The organism is Roseovarius litoreus (genome assembly GCF_900142765.1).
Classification (GTDB): Bacteria; Pseudomonadota; Alphaproteobacteria; order Rhodobacterales; family Rhodobacteraceae; genus Roseovarius; species Roseovarius litoreus.
The window spans coordinates 685,640-699,128 of record NZ_FRCB01000001.1 but is presented as its reverse complement, the minus strand read 5'-3'; the positions used below and the strand labels follow the sequence as shown (position 1 = coordinate 699,128).

The following is a 13,489-nucleotide window of genomic DNA, read 5'->3' as shown; positions in this document are numbered from 1 at the left end:
GCAGTTGACGATACCCTGTCCCGGCGCAAAGCTGCGCGGCGGGCCTCAGACCACCGATCCGGAGCATCACATGCAACCGACCCTTGCCGATATCTACGCCGCCGCCAAGGTGATCCGCGGGGTTGCCGACGGCACGCCTCTGGTTCCATCTCCCTACATGACGGATCGCGCAGGGGCCGAGTTTCTGCTGAAACTCGAGAACATGCAGCCCATTGGCGCCTTCAAGCTGCGTGGCGCCTATAACGCCGTTGCTGCCGTGCCCGACGCCTCCGGCGTGACCTGTTGTTCCACTGGAAATCACGGTCGCGGCGTGGCCTTCGCCGCCGCGCGCCGGGGGATGCGCGCGGTGATCTGCATGTCCGAACTGGTGCCGCAGGCCAAGGTGGACGGCATCCGCGCGCTCGGCGCCGACGTGCATATCAAGGGCCGCAGTCAAGACGATGCACTGGCCGAATCTCACCGCCTTGTCGCCGAAGAAGGTCTGGTCGAAATCTCGCCTTTCGACGATCCGCTTGTGATCGCGGGGCAGGGGACCATCGGGCTGGAAATCCTGCAGGCCCGTCCCGATGTGACCACGCTTCTGGTGCCTTTGTCGGGCGGGGGTCTTGCCGCCGGGGTGGCGCTGGCGGCCAAGTCGATCAACCCGGCGATCCGGGTGATCGGCATCAGCATGGATCGCGGTGCCGCCATGCATGAGAGCATCCTGGCCGGTCATCCCGTCGAGGTCGAAGAGGTCCCAAGCCTTGCGGATTCGCTCGGGGGTGGGATCGGCATGCAGAACCGGCTCAGCTTTCCGATGTGCCGCGATCTGCTGGATCAGATCGTTCTGGTGACCGAGGACGAGATTTATCACGCCATGCAGGTGCTTTACTACGAAGACAGGATCGTCGCCGAAGGCGCCTGTGTCGTCGGGCTGGCAGCCGTTCTGTCCGGCAAGGTCACTCTGGATGGCCCCACCGCCACCATCGTCACCGGGCGCAATCTGGACATGGAGGTGTTCACCCGGATCATCACGGGGCAGGATGTGCAGCTTGGCGATGTCACAGTGAAAGGAAAACCCTATGCCGCATGACATCCGCATTCTCACCGAGGCCGAACTTCGCGCGGCAGTGGGCCTCGATTTGTCCACGGTCGATGTGGTCGAACGCGCCTTTGCCGCGCTGGCCGGGGGCGAGGTGGTGATGCCCCCCGTCCTGTCGATGGACCTGCCCGCCGCCAATGGCGAGGTGGATGTCAAAACCGCCTATATCCCCGGCTTCGACGGGTTCGCGATCAAGGTCAGCCCCGGATTTTTCGACAATCCCAAGCTGGGCCTGCCCTCGCTCAACGGGTTGATGATCCTGTTTTCCGCCACCACCGGGCTGGTGCAGGCTCTGTTTCTCGACAATGGCTACCTGACCGATATCCGCACCGCTGCCGCTGGTGCCGTTGCCGCGCGCCATCTTGCCCCGTCCAGGGTGCAGACGGCCGGTGTGATCGGCACCGGCGTTCAGGCCCGCTTGCAGATGCAGGCGGCGCATCTTGTCCGGCCTTTCGAACGGCTTCTGGTCTGGGGCCGCGACGGTGCCAAGGCGCAGACCTGCGCCGAGGACCTCGCCGCGCTCATGGGGATCGAGGTGCTGCCCGTCTCGGACCCGGCTCATCTGGTCGCCCAAAGCCAGCTTGTCGTCACCACGACACCGGCGCGCACCCCCGTGCTGCGTGCCGAATGGCTGCACCCGGGTCTGCATATCACCGCAATGGGATCGGACCAGCACGGCAAGAACGAGATCGACCCCAAGGCGCTCGCCGCCGCCGATCTTTATGTGGCCGACCGTGTCAGCCAGACCGAGATCATGGGCGAGCTGCGCAGCGCACATGAGGCGGGTCTCTGGCAGGGGGGCATCCCCGCCGAACTGGGTCAGGTCATCACCGGCGACGCGCCCGGACGGCGCAGCGATGATGACATCACGATCGCCGATCTGACCGGCACCGGGGCGCAGGACACGGCCATCGCCAGCCACGTCTTCCAGATGCTGCAGGACAGCCCCTCAGGCACGGTGATCTCGGCATGAAGCTCGACGCGCGCGATCTGGACATTCTGCGCGTCTTGTCCGCTGAGGGCCGCATCACCAAGGCCGATCTGGCCGAGCGTGTGGGTCTTTCCGCCAGCCCCTGCTGGGAGCGTCTGAAGAAGCTGGAACAGGCCGGCATCATCGAAGGCTACAACGCCCGGATCAACCTCAAGAAGCTGGGGCCGAACGTGACGGTTTTCGTGGCGGCCGAGCTGGCCGATCACACGCCCGCCAGCTTTCGCGCTTTCGAGGACAGCGTGCAGCGCTATCCCGAAATCACCGCCTGTTGGGCGCTTGGCGGGGGGTTCGATTATCTTCTGCAGATCGTGACCACCGATATCGACGCCTATCAGCGGCTGATCGACGACATGCTCGATCAGCGGATCGGGCTGGCGCGGTATTTCACCTATATCGTGACCAAACCGGTCAAGGCGCCGGGTGCACCCCCCTTCCAGATCTTCATGGACAACAGTTCCTGACCGGCAGAATGTCCCTGCCGGATCATGGGCCGTTCCCTGCTCTGGGCGCTCTTGCAGAAGGATCGTCTGCGGATATCCGAACTGGCCGATGAAACCTCTGGCCCGGGCGCCAAGTTCAGCCCCGCTTTCTGATCCCTTCGGTGCATTCTTCCGGCGAAAGGAGGGCCTTCATGTCCGATTCAGCGACCTGGACCCGGAACGGGATCACCGACACGCGCCTTGTGCGCAATTTTTCCTACGTGAACGGCAAATGGACTGCTGGCGATGACAGCCAGACCATCGCCGTGACCAATCCCGCCGACGGGCTGCGACTGGGCGAGGTGGCCAGCCTCTCCGCCGATCAGGCCCGCGCAGCCGTGGATGCGGCGCAAGCCGCCTTTTCCGATTGGTCGATGACCTTGCCGCAGGATCGCTCGGCGCTGTTGCGGCGCTGGTTCGACCTGATGATCGAAAACCGCGAGGATCTGGCCCGCATCATGGTGCTGGAACAGGGCAAACCCCTGTCCGAGGCGCGTGGCGAGATCGACTATGCCGCAAGCTTCGTCGAATACTACGCCGAAGAGGCCAAGCGCCCCAATATCGAGGGCGTCACCAGCCACCTGCCCGACGCCGAGGTCGAGCTATGGCTTGAACCCGTGGGTGTCGCTGCACTGATCACGCCGTGGAACTTTCCCGCCGCCATGCTGACCCGCAAGGCCGCCGCCGCGATGGCCGCAGGCTGCACCGTGGTGGCCCATCCCTCGGGCGAGACGCCTTATTCCGCCCTGGCCCTCGCCGAACTGGCCGAACGTGCAGGCATCCCGGCGGGCGTGTTCAACGTGCTGACCGGAAAGGCATCGACCATCGTCGAGCCCTGGACAGCCGATTCCCGTGTGCGCGCTCTGTCCTTCACAGGGTCCACCGAAATCGGGCGTCTGCTGTGCCGCCAATCCGCCGATACGGTCAAGCGCCTCGTGATGGAGCTGGGTGGCCATGCACCGGTGATCGTGTTTCGCAATGCCGATCTGGACACCGCCATCGACGAAAGCATCAAGGCCAAATTCGCCACCTCTGGTCAGGATTGTCTGGCCGCGAACCGCATCTACGTGGAACGCCCCGTCTACGACGAATTCTGCCGCCGCTTCACCGAAGCGACACAGGCACTCAGCCTTGGGTCTGGCATGGACGACCCCGATATCGGCCCGCTGATGAACGAAAAGGCGGTCCAGAAACAGGAAGAGCATGTAGCCGATGCGCTGTCGAAAGGGGCGAAACTGGCCTGTGGCGGCAAGCGCGACGATCAGGGGCCGCTGTTCTATCAGCCCACGGTGCTGACCGACGTGCCCGACGAGGCCGCGATCATGCGCGAGGAAACCTTTGGACCCGTTGCCGCGATCACGCCCTTCGACACCGAGGACGAGGTGATCGCCCGCGCCAACGCGACCGAATTCGGCCTTGTCGCCTATCTGCACAGCCATGATCCGCGCCGCATCTACCGGGTGACGCGCGCGCTGCAGTTCGGCATGGTCGCGGTCAACCGCACCAAGGTGACCGGCGCGCCGATCCCGTTCGGCGGGGTCAAGCAATCCGGCCTTGGCCGCGAAGGCGCCCGCAAGGGCATGGAGGAATTCATGGAAGTGAAATACGTCTGCCGCGACTGGGCCTGACCCACCGGCATCTCGATCTGATGTCGCCCTGAGTTTTCGAAACCCTCGGCGACAAGCATATGGAAGGACTGAACCATGCTGAAGAATGACCAACTCGATCAATGGGACCGCGAGAACTTCTTTCATCCCTCGACCCATCTTGCCCAATTTGCCCGGGGCGAGGCGCCCAATCGCGTGATCACCGGCGGCACAAACTGCCATATCGAGGATCGCGACGGCAATCGCCTGCTCGATGCCTTTGCCGGTCTCTATTGCGTGAACGTCGGCTATGGCCGTCAGGACATCGCCGAGGCCATCGCCGCGCAGGCGCGCGAACTGGCCTATTATCATGCCTATGTCGGCCACGGCACCGAGGCCAGCATCACCCTGTCCAAGATGATCATGGACCGCGCGCCCAAGGGCATGTCCAAGGTCTATTTCGGGATGTCGGGATCGGATGCCAACGAAACCAACGTCAAGCTGATCTGGTACTACAACAACATCCTGGGACGTCCTGAGAAGAAAAAGATCATCTCTCGCTGGCGCGGCTATCACGGCTCTGGTCTGGTGACCGGCTCGCTCACCGGGCTGGAGCTGTTTCACAAGAAATTCGATCTGCCGCTTGCGCAGGTGCTCCATACCGAGGCGCCTTATTATTATCGCCGCGAAAACCTCGAACAGACCGAAGAGCAATTCGTCCAGCACTGCGTCGACTCGCTCGAGGCGCTGATCGAGCGCGAAGGGGCGGATACCATCGCCGCCTTCATCGGTGAGCCTGTTCTGGGCACCGGTGGGATCGTGCCGCCGCCCGCCGGCTATTGGGATGCGATCCAGAAGGTGCTCAAGAAGCATGACATCCTGCTGGTCGTCGACGAGGTCGTCACCGGCTTTGGCCGTCTGGGCACCATGTTCGGCTCGGATCACTATAGCCTCAAGCCCGATCTGATCACCATCGCCAAGGGTCTGACCTCGGCCTATGCACCGCTGTCGGGCTCGATCGTCGGGGAAAAGATGTGGAAAGTGCTCGAACAGGGCACCGACGAAAACGGTCCGATCGGCCACGGCTGGACCTATTCGGCCCACCCGATCGGCGCGGCCGCCGGTGTCGCCAATCTCAAGCTGCTCGACGAGTTGGACCTGATCGCCAACAACCGCGACGTCGGCGGCTATCTGAACAAGACCATGGCCGAGGCATTGGGTGAGCATCCCCATGTCGGCGAGGTCCGGGGCGAAGGCATGCTCTGCGCCGTGGAATTCGTGAAGGATCGCGACAGCCGCACCTTCTTTGACCCCGCCGACAAGATCGGCCCGCAGATCTCGGGCGCGCTGGCCGCCGATGGCGTGATCGCGCGCGCCATGCCTCAGGGCGACATTCTGGGCTTTGCGCCGCCCTTCTGCCTCACGCGGGCCGAAGCCGACGAGGTTGTCTCCAAAACAGCCGCCGCCGTGGGCAAAATCCTCGGCTGACGCTTGGTCACTTGATCCGGACCATGGCAAATTGACCGGCCATGGTCCGAATCTCCCTGCTTAGGGGCTGGTCGATTTTCCTGAAATGCCAATTTTGACTGCGCAATTTTCCCGGCGCGGGTCAAATTGGCCCAAACTTCACGAAATAGGCTTGCAACCCACATTCATTGTCGGTTTAGTTTGTGACCGAACGTGGGGAAACCACGACTAACAACGACAGGGAGCCACCATTGGCCGACACTGCGAACAGTGATGCGTTCGTCGAATTCGAACGCGTACAAAAGAGTTATGACGGCGAAAACCTCGTAGTCAAAGATCTCAACCTGTCCATGCCCAAGGGTGAGTTTCTCACGATGCTTGGACCGTCCGGCTCTGGCAAGACAACTTGCCTCATGATGCTGGCCGGGTTCGAGACAGCCACCCATGGCGAGATCAAGCTGGATGGCCGGCCGATCAACAACATTCCGCCGCACAAGCGCGGGATCGGCATGGTGTTCCAGAATTACGCCCTGTTCCCGCATATGACTGTTGCCGAGAACCTGTCCTTCCCTCTGGAAGTGCGCAAGATCGGCAAGTCTGACCGCGAGGCCAAGGTCAAGCGGGCGCTGGACATGGTCCAGATGGGGTCTTTCGGCGGTCGCCGTCCGGCGCAGCTTTCGGGTGGTCAGCAGCAGCGTATCGCGCTGGCGCGCGCTCTGGTGTTCGAGCCCGAGCTGGTCCTGATGGATGAACCTCTTGGCGCGCTGGACAAGCAGCTGCGCGAGCATATGCAGTTCGAGATCACCAATCTGGCGCATCAGCTGGGAATCACCGTGGTCTACGTGACCCATGACCAGACCGAAGCCCTCACCATGTCCGACCGCGTCGCGGTGTTCGACGATGGCCGCATTCAGCAGCTTGCGCCGCCGGATGAACTGTATGAAAGCCCCGAAAACAGCTTCGTGGCGCAATTCATTGGTGAGAACAACACGCTCGAAGGCACCATCAAGGAGATCGGCGAGGACGTCTGTCTTGTCCAGCTGGACGATGGTGAACTGATCGATGCCAAGCCCGTGAACGTGTCCAAGGTGGGCGACCGCACCACGATTTCCATCCGCCCCGAAAGGGTCGAGGTGGACACCGCCAAGCTGGGCGACAAGGCGCACACCCTCAAAGCCGAGGTGATGGAATTCATCTATATGGGCGACGTGTTCCGCACCCGCCTCAAGGTGGCCGGCAAGGACAATTTCATCATCAAGACCCGCAACTCCGCCGATCAGCGCCGCCTGCAACCGGGCGAACAGATCGAGATCGGCTGGCTGCCGCGGGATTGCCGCGCACTCGACGCGGTATAGGTCTTAGATAATCGCATCTCTGCTAAGAGATGTGATGATCTTGAGGTTCCGACGGTCTTTCCCGTGACCCGGTGCCGAAGAATCAAACACGGGATGTAAACTGGGAGTATGAAATGAAACTGACTAAGACACTTCTGGCCACGACGGCGCTTACCGTCGCAGGAGCTTCGGCTCACGCGCAGGACATGGCCGATTCGATGACGCTTGTGTCCTGGGGCGGTGCCTATCAGGAAAGTCAGCACAAAGCCTATGTCGAGCCCTATCTCGCCATGAACGGCGGCGTCACAGCCACCTGGGACGAAAGCTCGGCCGAAGCCGTGGCCAAACTGCGCGCCATGAACGAAGCCGGCAACATCACCTGGGATCTGGTGGACGTCGTTGCCTCTGACGCGATGCGCCTCTGCGACGAAGGTCTCGCCATGGAAATCGACCATGACGAGCTTCTTGCTCCGGCGCCCGATGGCACTCCGGCATCCGAAGACTTCGGCGATCTGATCGTCAGCGATTGCTTCATTCCGCAGATCGTCTACTCGACGACATTCGGCTACCGGACCGACATGGTTCCCGCCGGGACCGAGCCCCCGAGCAGCGTTTGCGACGTGTTCGACCTGGAAACCTATCCCGGCAAGCGTTCGCTGCAGAAGCGTCCGATCGACAACATGGAATGGGCTCTTTACTGCGATGGCGTCGAAAAGGACGATATCTATGACGTTCTGAGCACCGACGAAGGCGTGGACCGCGCCCTTGCCAAGCTTGGCACGATCAAGGATCAGGTTGTCTGGTGGTCGGCCGGCGCGGAAACCCCGCAGCTTCTGGCCGATGGCGAGGTCTTCATGGGCTCGACCTTCAATGGTCGTCTGTTCTCGGCCATCGCCGAGCAGGACCAGCCGATCGGGATGCTCTGGGACATGCAGTCGTTCGACCTTGACGGCTGGATCGTTCCGACCGGTCTCTCGGAAGATCGTCTGGCACGTGTGCTCGACTTCCTGCGTTTCGCCACCGACACGCAGCGTCTGGCGGATCAGGCCAAGTACATCTCGTATGGCCCGGCCCGTGCCTCTTCGGCTCCGCTGGTTGGTCAGCATGCCACGCTCGGTATCGACATGGCGCCGCATATGCCGACCGACCCGGCCAACGCTGGCAACATCCACATCTATGACTACGAGTGGTGGGCCGACAACCGCGACGATCTGGACGCCAAGTTCCAGGCGTGGCTGGCCCAGTAAGCTCTGTTCCTGAGCATATGATCCGAGGGGGCCGCACCCGGCCCCCTCCACCAAAAAAGCGACCGACGGGGACAAGATGAGTGTTACAACCGATACCGGCCCGGTACTGTCCGCGGACGGTAAACCTCTGAAGCGCAGTCTGAACAAGGCCCTCCGCGCTCAGAAACTCAGGGCGCTCGCGCTGATCGCGCCGCTGCTGATCTTTGTTCTCGTGACATTCATCGCGCCCATCGCGGACATGCTGTTCCGCTCCGTCGAAAACCAGATCGTGTCCAACACGATGCCAAGGACGACCGCGGAACTGGCCGAGTGGGACTCCGACACCTCCGAGTTGCCCGGCGACAATGTGTTCGAGGCGCTCTACACGGATATTTTCCTTGCCGCCGAGGCGAAGAAGCACACACGCCTCGGAAGTCGTCTGAATTACGAACAGCCGGGCGTGTCCTCTATGTTCCGCTCCACCGGCCGCAACGTGGACGAGATCGGCGAAGACCAGATCAAGGCCCTCGAGGATCTCAACGGTGCGTGGGAGGATGAAACCTTCTGGTTCACCCTGATGACCGGCGGCGACGGGGCCGAGGGCAATCCCTCTCTGCTCAAGCAGCAGGCAGCAAGCCTCTCGAACCTCACCGAGAGTGTCTATCCTGCCGATATCGGTTTCGTGCCGGGTCAGGCCATCTCGGACCTGCTGCCGCAAACCGCCAGCGCCTATACCTCATTCGCGTTGTTCTCCGCCGTGGATAACGGCGATGTCGTCGCCGAGGAAGAGCCTTGGGCGGCTGTCAAGCTTGCCTTGATCCAGGACCTTCGCTCCGGTGTGGACCTGTCCTCGTATTCCGGTCCGGGTGCCGCGGAACTAGCCGAAGCGCAGGATCTCGCGACAAGCCTGCCTCCTGTCGATTTCAAGGCGGGATTCATCGACATCGACGAAGAATGGGCTGATGCCGAGAACTGGACCACCATCAAGATGTACAGCCCTGATTTCACCAGCGGCTATTTCCTGAATGCGGTGGATTACCAGAAAACGCCCGATGGCTTCGCGCCGCGTCCCGAGGACGAGCAGATCTATAACACCCTGTTTCAGCGTACTCTGTTCATGTCGCTGATGATCATGGGAAGCTGCATACTGCTGGGATATCCGATCGCCTATCTGCTGGCAAACCTGCCGATGCGCACCGCGAACCTTCTGATGATCCTTGTTCTGTTGCCGTTCTGGACATCGCTTCTGGTGCGGACATCGGCGTGGAAGGTGATGTTGCAGCAACAGGGTGTCATCAACGATACGCTGGTCTGGCTGGGTCTTATCGACGAGGCCGGCAGACTGGTGATGATCAACAACCAGTTCGGCACGATCGTGGCGATGACGCATATCCTGCTGCCCTTCATGATCCTGCCGATGTATTCGGTCATGTCCACCATCCCGCAAACCTATGTTCGGGCCGCGAAATCCCTTGGTGCGACCAACTGGACGGCATTCTGGCGGGTCTACTTCCCGCAATCAGTGCCGGGCATCGGGGCGGGATCGATCCTCGTGTTCATTCTCGCCATCGGCTATTACATCACGCCCGAGATCGTCGGCGGCACCACCGGTACGTTCATCTCGAACCGGATCGCCTATCATATCTCCAGCTCGCTGAACTGGGGTCTTGCGGCGGCGCTCGGGTCGATCCTTCTGGTGGCGGTTCTGGTGCTGTACTGGGCCTATGACAAGATCGTCGGCATCGACAATGTGAAACTGGGGTGACGGACATGACTGTGACGATTATCCAACCCAAACCCATCTCCTTTGTCGCTCCTGTCGTCGGCATTGCCGGCGCCTTTGCCGGGCTGTTTGTCGGCACGGCTCAGGGCTCGGCCCTGATCGGTGTGATCGGCGGTTTCGTTCTGACGGCGGCGCTTGCCTTTCTCTGGCTCACCGTCCTGCGCAACGAGCGTATCGCGCGTTGGGTCACGACCCTTGGCATGGCCGCGGCCGGATATCTGACGGGCGGTCTCATGGGGGGGCTGGTCGGCCTGATCTTCGGCTGGCTCTTCGGCTGGTTCATCTTCTGGCTGGGCGAGGGCCGGTATCGCGCCAAACTCCCGCCCTATACGACGCCGATGCAGGTGTTCTTGCATTTTGGGTTCCGGGTGCTCTGCGGATTGATCTTCTTCTTCCTGATCACGCCGATCGTCGTGGTCATGCCGCTGAGCTTCAACGCGCAGGACTTCTTCACCTTCACACCGGAAATGCTGCGGCTTGATCCCGAAGGGTATTCGCTCAAGCACTATCGCGATTTCTTCACCAATTCCGACTGGCAGCAGGCGATGTGGAACTCGCTGTCCATCGCGCCCATGGCCACCTTCCTGTCCGTCAGTTTCGGCACTCTTGCAGCCATTGGCCTCAGCTCGGAACATGTGCCGTTCCGCCGCGCGATCATGGCGATCCTGATCTCTCCGATGATCGTGCCGCTGATCATTTCTGCGGCCGGCATGTATTTCTTCTACTCCCGCCTTGGCCTGCAGGGCACTTACTGGGGTGTTGTTCTGGCCCATGCCGCCCTTGGCATTCCCTTCGTCATCATCACCGTGACGGCGACGCTGGTGGGCTTCGACCGCTCCTTGACGCGCGCGGCGGCCAATATGGGCGCCAACCCGGTGACCACCTTTTTCCGGGTGCAGATGCCGCTGATCCTGCCGGGCGTGATCTCGGGCGGGCTCTTTGCCTTCATCACCTCCTTCGACGAAGTCGTGGTGGTGCTCTTCGTCGGCTCTGCGGGACAGAAGACACTGCCCTGGCAGATGTTCATCGGCCTGCGCGAGCAGATTTCGCCGACGATCCTTGCGGTGGCCACGATCCTCGTGACGCTGTCGATCCTGCTTCTGAGCACGGTCGAGCTGCTCCGCCGCCGGTCTGAGCGTCTGCGCGGCCTGTCACCGGGCTAAACCTCGACGCGACCCGTAAAAGAAAAGCGCCAAGGCTGATCCAACAGCCTTGGCGCTTTTTTCTGTTCGCTAGACCGGCCTCGGATCAGGCCCGCACCAGCGCCTCGTAGCCTTGGGCGATCTCACGGGTGAGCGCGCCGACCTCGAAATTGTAATCGCCGATCTGGCCCACGGGTGTCACCTCGGCGGCCGATCCGGTCAGCCAGCACTGCTCGAACCCTTCCAGCTCTTCGGGCATGATGTGGCGCACATGCACCTTGACGCCGCGCTCTTCGAGCATGCCGATCACCGTCTGGCGCGTCAGCCCGTTGAGGATCGCATCGGGATCAGGCGTGTGCACCTCGCCGTCCTTGACAAAGAACACATTCGCCCCCGTCGCCTCGGCCACGTAGCCGCGATAATCCATGAACAGCGCATCCGAACATCCCTTTGCCTCGGCGGCGTGCTTGGACATGGTGCAGATCATGTACAGCCCCGCAGCCTTGGCCGCCGTCGGGATCGTCTCGGGGCTGGGTCGCTTCCATTTGGCGATATCCAGCTTTGCGCCCTTCATCTTGGCATCGCCATAGTAATTGCCCCATTCCCAGGCCGCGACCGCCATGCGCACCGGGTTGCGCGACGAGGCGACACCCATATCCTCGCCCGCGCCCCGAAACGCCACGACCCGCACATAGGCGTTCGACAGGTTGTTGGCGTCCAGAACCGCCTGCTTGGCCGCTTCGATCTCGTCGACGCTGTAGGGGATCTTCATATCCATCAGATCGCCTGATTTGTGCAGCCGCTCGGAATGTTTGCGCGACAGGAAAATCTTGCCGTCATAGCAGCGCTCGCCCTCGAAAACGGAGCTGGCGTAATGCAGAGCATGGGACAGGATATGGACATTGGCATCGCGCCAGTCGACCAGAGTGCCATCCATCCAGATCTTGCCGTCACGGTCATCATAGCCAGCCATGGTCCATCTCCTCTTTGGGCTAGATATTTCCATATGTTGCGCTCAAAATGTCCGAGACGGACATAAAATTACAACGAAACTGAGATTCGCTATCATTTCACCCTTGGAATGTCAATAAAGCTGACATAATATATGGCCGCACGCCATCGTCGTGACCGGAGGATGACCATGCCCGAACGCCCAGGCGGTGAAACCCTTCTTTTCCTGACAGATGAGCAGTTGCGCCAGGGCATCGAAGCGATGTTCTTCGCCTATCGCGGGTTCACCGCCGATCCCGACCGCATCCTCGCCACCCTAGCTTATGGCCGGGCGCATCATCGGGCGATCCACTTCATATCCCGCATTCCCGGCACGACCGTGAACAATCTCCTGGCCATTCTCGGCGTGACCAAGCAATCGCTCAACCGCGTGCTGCGGACGCTGATCGAGGATGGGCTGGTCGAAAGCCGCGTGGGCACTGTCGACAAGCGCGAACGGCACCTGCACCTGACCGAAAGCGGGCAGGCGCTCGAGCGTCGGCTGTCGGATGCCCAACGTGCGCGGATGCGCGCCGCCTACCGCGCTGCCGGCCCCGAGGCCGTGGCGGGCTTCCGACAGGTGCTCGAAGCGATGATGGACCCGGACATGCGTCGGCGTTACCATGCGATCAGGGACAAGGACACATGAGCGATCCACATCCGCATCTTCTGATCGTCGATGACGATGAACGCATCCGGGGCTTGCTGCGCAAGTTTCTGGCGCGGCATGGCTTTCTGGTGTCGGTGGCGCGGGATGCCGCCCATGCAAGGCGCGTTCTGGCGGGGCTCGAATTTGATCTGATCGTGATGGACGTGATGATGCCCGGCGAAGATGGCGTGGCGCTGACGCGATCACTGCGGACCAGCTTGCAGACGCCGATCCTGCTGCTGACCGCCCGTGGCGAGACCGAGGACCGCATCGCCGGATTGGAGGCCGGGGCCGATGATTACCTGCCCAAGCCCTTCGAGCCAAAGGAACTTCTGTTGCGGATCAACGCGATCTTGCGCCGGATGCCCGATCCCGAGCCGGAAACCGTGATGCCCAAGGTGCTGCAGATGGGGCAGGTGCGGTTCGATATCGAACGCTCCGAACTGATGCGCGGCACCGACCCGATCCGCCTGACCGCGACCGAGGTGCAATTGATGCGCATCTTCTCCGAACATCTGCGCCAGCCGGTCACCCGCGCAAAGCTGGTCGAGGATCTGGGCCGCGACCGCGGGCAGGCGCAGGAACGGGCCGTGGACGTGCAGATCACCCGTCTGCGCCGCAAGATCGAATCCGATCCCAAACAGCCGCGCTACCTGCAGACGGTGCGCGGCGAAGGCTATATGCTGGCGCCGGACTGACGGAACCGGCGTCATGGGGGCCAGCCCCCGCCGCTGAAATCCCCCAAGAGGGATTTCAACGAC

The 13,489-nt window shown here is 61.9% G+C and carries 12 protein-coding genes; 11 read left to right on the top strand and 1 reads right to left on the bottom strand.

All coding sequences use genetic code 11. The annotated features are described in order from the left end of the window. Positions 1–70: 70 nt before the first annotated feature. From eutB to F3H35_RS03365, 9 genes are all read left to right on the top strand, one after another. Positions 71–1,072 carry a hydroxyectoine utilization dehydratase EutB gene (gene eutB, locus F3H35_RS03405; protein ID WP_149778219.1) on the top strand — a complete coding sequence of 334 codons (1,002 nt, stop codon included), beginning with the start codon at positions 71–73 and terminating at the stop codon, positions 1,070–1,072. Then, entirely contained in the window at positions 1,062–2,054 is a 993-nt protein-coding gene (locus tag F3H35_RS03400; RefSeq protein ID WP_149778218.1) for a cyclodeaminase, read from the top strand. The genes eutB and F3H35_RS03400 overlap by 11 nt, the downstream gene beginning before the upstream one ends. Then, a complete protein-coding gene (locus F3H35_RS03395; protein ID WP_149778217.1) occupies positions 2,051–2,533 on the top strand; it encodes an Lrp/AsnC family transcriptional regulator in 483 nt (160 codons plus the stop codon). The genes F3H35_RS03400 and F3H35_RS03395 overlap by 4 nt, the downstream gene beginning before the upstream one ends. A 170-nt stretch (positions 2,534–2,703) precedes the next feature. Further along, positions 2,704–4,179, top strand: a complete 1,476-nt coding sequence (locus tag F3H35_RS03390; protein WP_149778216.1) for an NAD-dependent succinate-semialdehyde dehydrogenase — start codon at positions 2,704–2,706, stop codon at positions 4,177–4,179. A 75-nt stretch (positions 4,180–4,254) separates the two neighbouring features. Next, positions 4,255–5,625, top strand: coding sequence for an aspartate aminotransferase family protein (locus F3H35_RS03385; protein WP_149778215.1), 1,371 nt, complete (start codon positions 4,255–4,257; stop codon positions 5,623–5,625). Positions 5,626–5,855: 230 nt separating this feature from the next. Then, complete coding sequence (locus F3H35_RS03380; RefSeq protein WP_149778214.1) at positions 5,856–6,959, top strand: ABC transporter ATP-binding protein; 1,104 nt, start codon at positions 5,856–5,858, stop codon at positions 6,957–6,959. Between the two features lie 113 nt (positions 6,960–7,072). Beyond that, the gene (locus F3H35_RS03375; protein WP_149778213.1) at positions 7,073–8,185 is read left to right on the top strand and encodes an extracellular solute-binding protein; all 1,113 of its coding nucleotides are present in this window, start codon (positions 7,073–7,075) and stop codon (positions 8,183–8,185) included. Positions 8,186–8,261: 76 nt separating this feature from the next. Next, positions 8,262–9,929, top strand: a complete 1,668-nt coding sequence (locus tag F3H35_RS03370; protein ID WP_149778212.1) for an ABC transporter permease — start codon at positions 8,262–8,264, stop codon at positions 9,927–9,929. 5 nt (positions 9,930–9,934) lie between these two features. Then, on the top strand, positions 9,935–11,110 hold the full coding sequence (locus F3H35_RS03365; protein WP_149778211.1) for an ABC transporter permease: 1,176 nt from the start codon (positions 9,935–9,937) through the stop codon (positions 11,108–11,110). A gap of 85 nt (positions 11,111–11,195) precedes the next feature. On the opposite strand, the gene F3H35_RS03360 is transcribed toward F3H35_RS03365, so the two are convergent. Next, positions 11,196–12,062, bottom strand: a complete 867-nt coding sequence (locus F3H35_RS03360) for a branched-chain amino acid aminotransferase (RefSeq protein WP_149778210.1) — start codon at positions 12,060–12,062, stop codon at positions 11,196–11,198. Between the two features lie 168 nt (positions 12,063–12,230). Here F3H35_RS03360 and F3H35_RS03355 point away from each other — a divergent pair, with 168 nt between their 5' ends. Beyond that, on the top strand, positions 12,231–12,728 hold the full coding sequence (locus tag F3H35_RS03355) for a MarR family winged helix-turn-helix transcriptional regulator (protein WP_149778209.1): 498 nt from the start codon (positions 12,231–12,233) through the stop codon (positions 12,726–12,728). Further along, on the top strand, positions 12,725–13,426 hold the full coding sequence (locus F3H35_RS03350) for a response regulator (protein WP_149778208.1): 702 nt from the start codon (positions 12,725–12,727) through the stop codon (positions 13,424–13,426). The genes F3H35_RS03355 and F3H35_RS03350 overlap by 4 nt, the downstream gene beginning before the upstream one ends. The last annotated feature ends 63 nt before the right edge of the window (positions 13,427–13,489 follow it).

Coding starts and splice junctions, on each gene's coding strand:
- eutB (WP_149778219.1), top strand. CDS start 71: ATGCAACCGACCCTTGCCGATATCTACGCCGCCGCCAAGGTGATCCGC.
- F3H35_RS03400 (WP_149778218.1), top strand. CDS start 1,062: ATGCCGCATGACATCCGCATTCTCACCGAGGCCGAACTTCGCGCGGCA.
- F3H35_RS03395 (WP_149778217.1), top strand. CDS start 2,051: ATGAAGCTCGACGCGCGCGATCTGGACATTCTGCGCGTCTTGTCCGCT.
- F3H35_RS03390 (WP_149778216.1), top strand. CDS start 2,704: ATGTCCGATTCAGCGACCTGGACCCGGAACGGGATCACCGACACGCGC.
- F3H35_RS03385 (WP_149778215.1), top strand. CDS start 4,255: ATGCTGAAGAATGACCAACTCGATCAATGGGACCGCGAGAACTTCTTT.
- F3H35_RS03375 (WP_149778213.1), top strand. CDS start 7,073: ATGAAACTGACTAAGACACTTCTGGCCACGACGGCGCTTACCGTCGCA.
- F3H35_RS03370 (WP_149778212.1), top strand. CDS start 8,262: ATGAGTGTTACAACCGATACCGGCCCGGTACTGTCCGCGGACGGTAAA.
- F3H35_RS03365 (WP_149778211.1), top strand. CDS start 9,935: ATGACTGTGACGATTATCCAACCCAAACCCATCTCCTTTGTCGCTCCT.
- F3H35_RS03360 (WP_149778210.1), bottom strand. CDS start 12,062: ATGGCTGGCTATGATGACCGTGACGGCAAGATCTGGATGGATGGCACT.
- F3H35_RS03355 (WP_149778209.1), top strand. CDS start 12,231: ATGCCCGAACGCCCAGGCGGTGAAACCCTTCTTTTCCTGACAGATGAG.
- F3H35_RS03350 (WP_149778208.1), top strand. CDS start 12,725: ATGAGCGATCCACATCCGCATCTTCTGATCGTCGATGACGATGAACGC.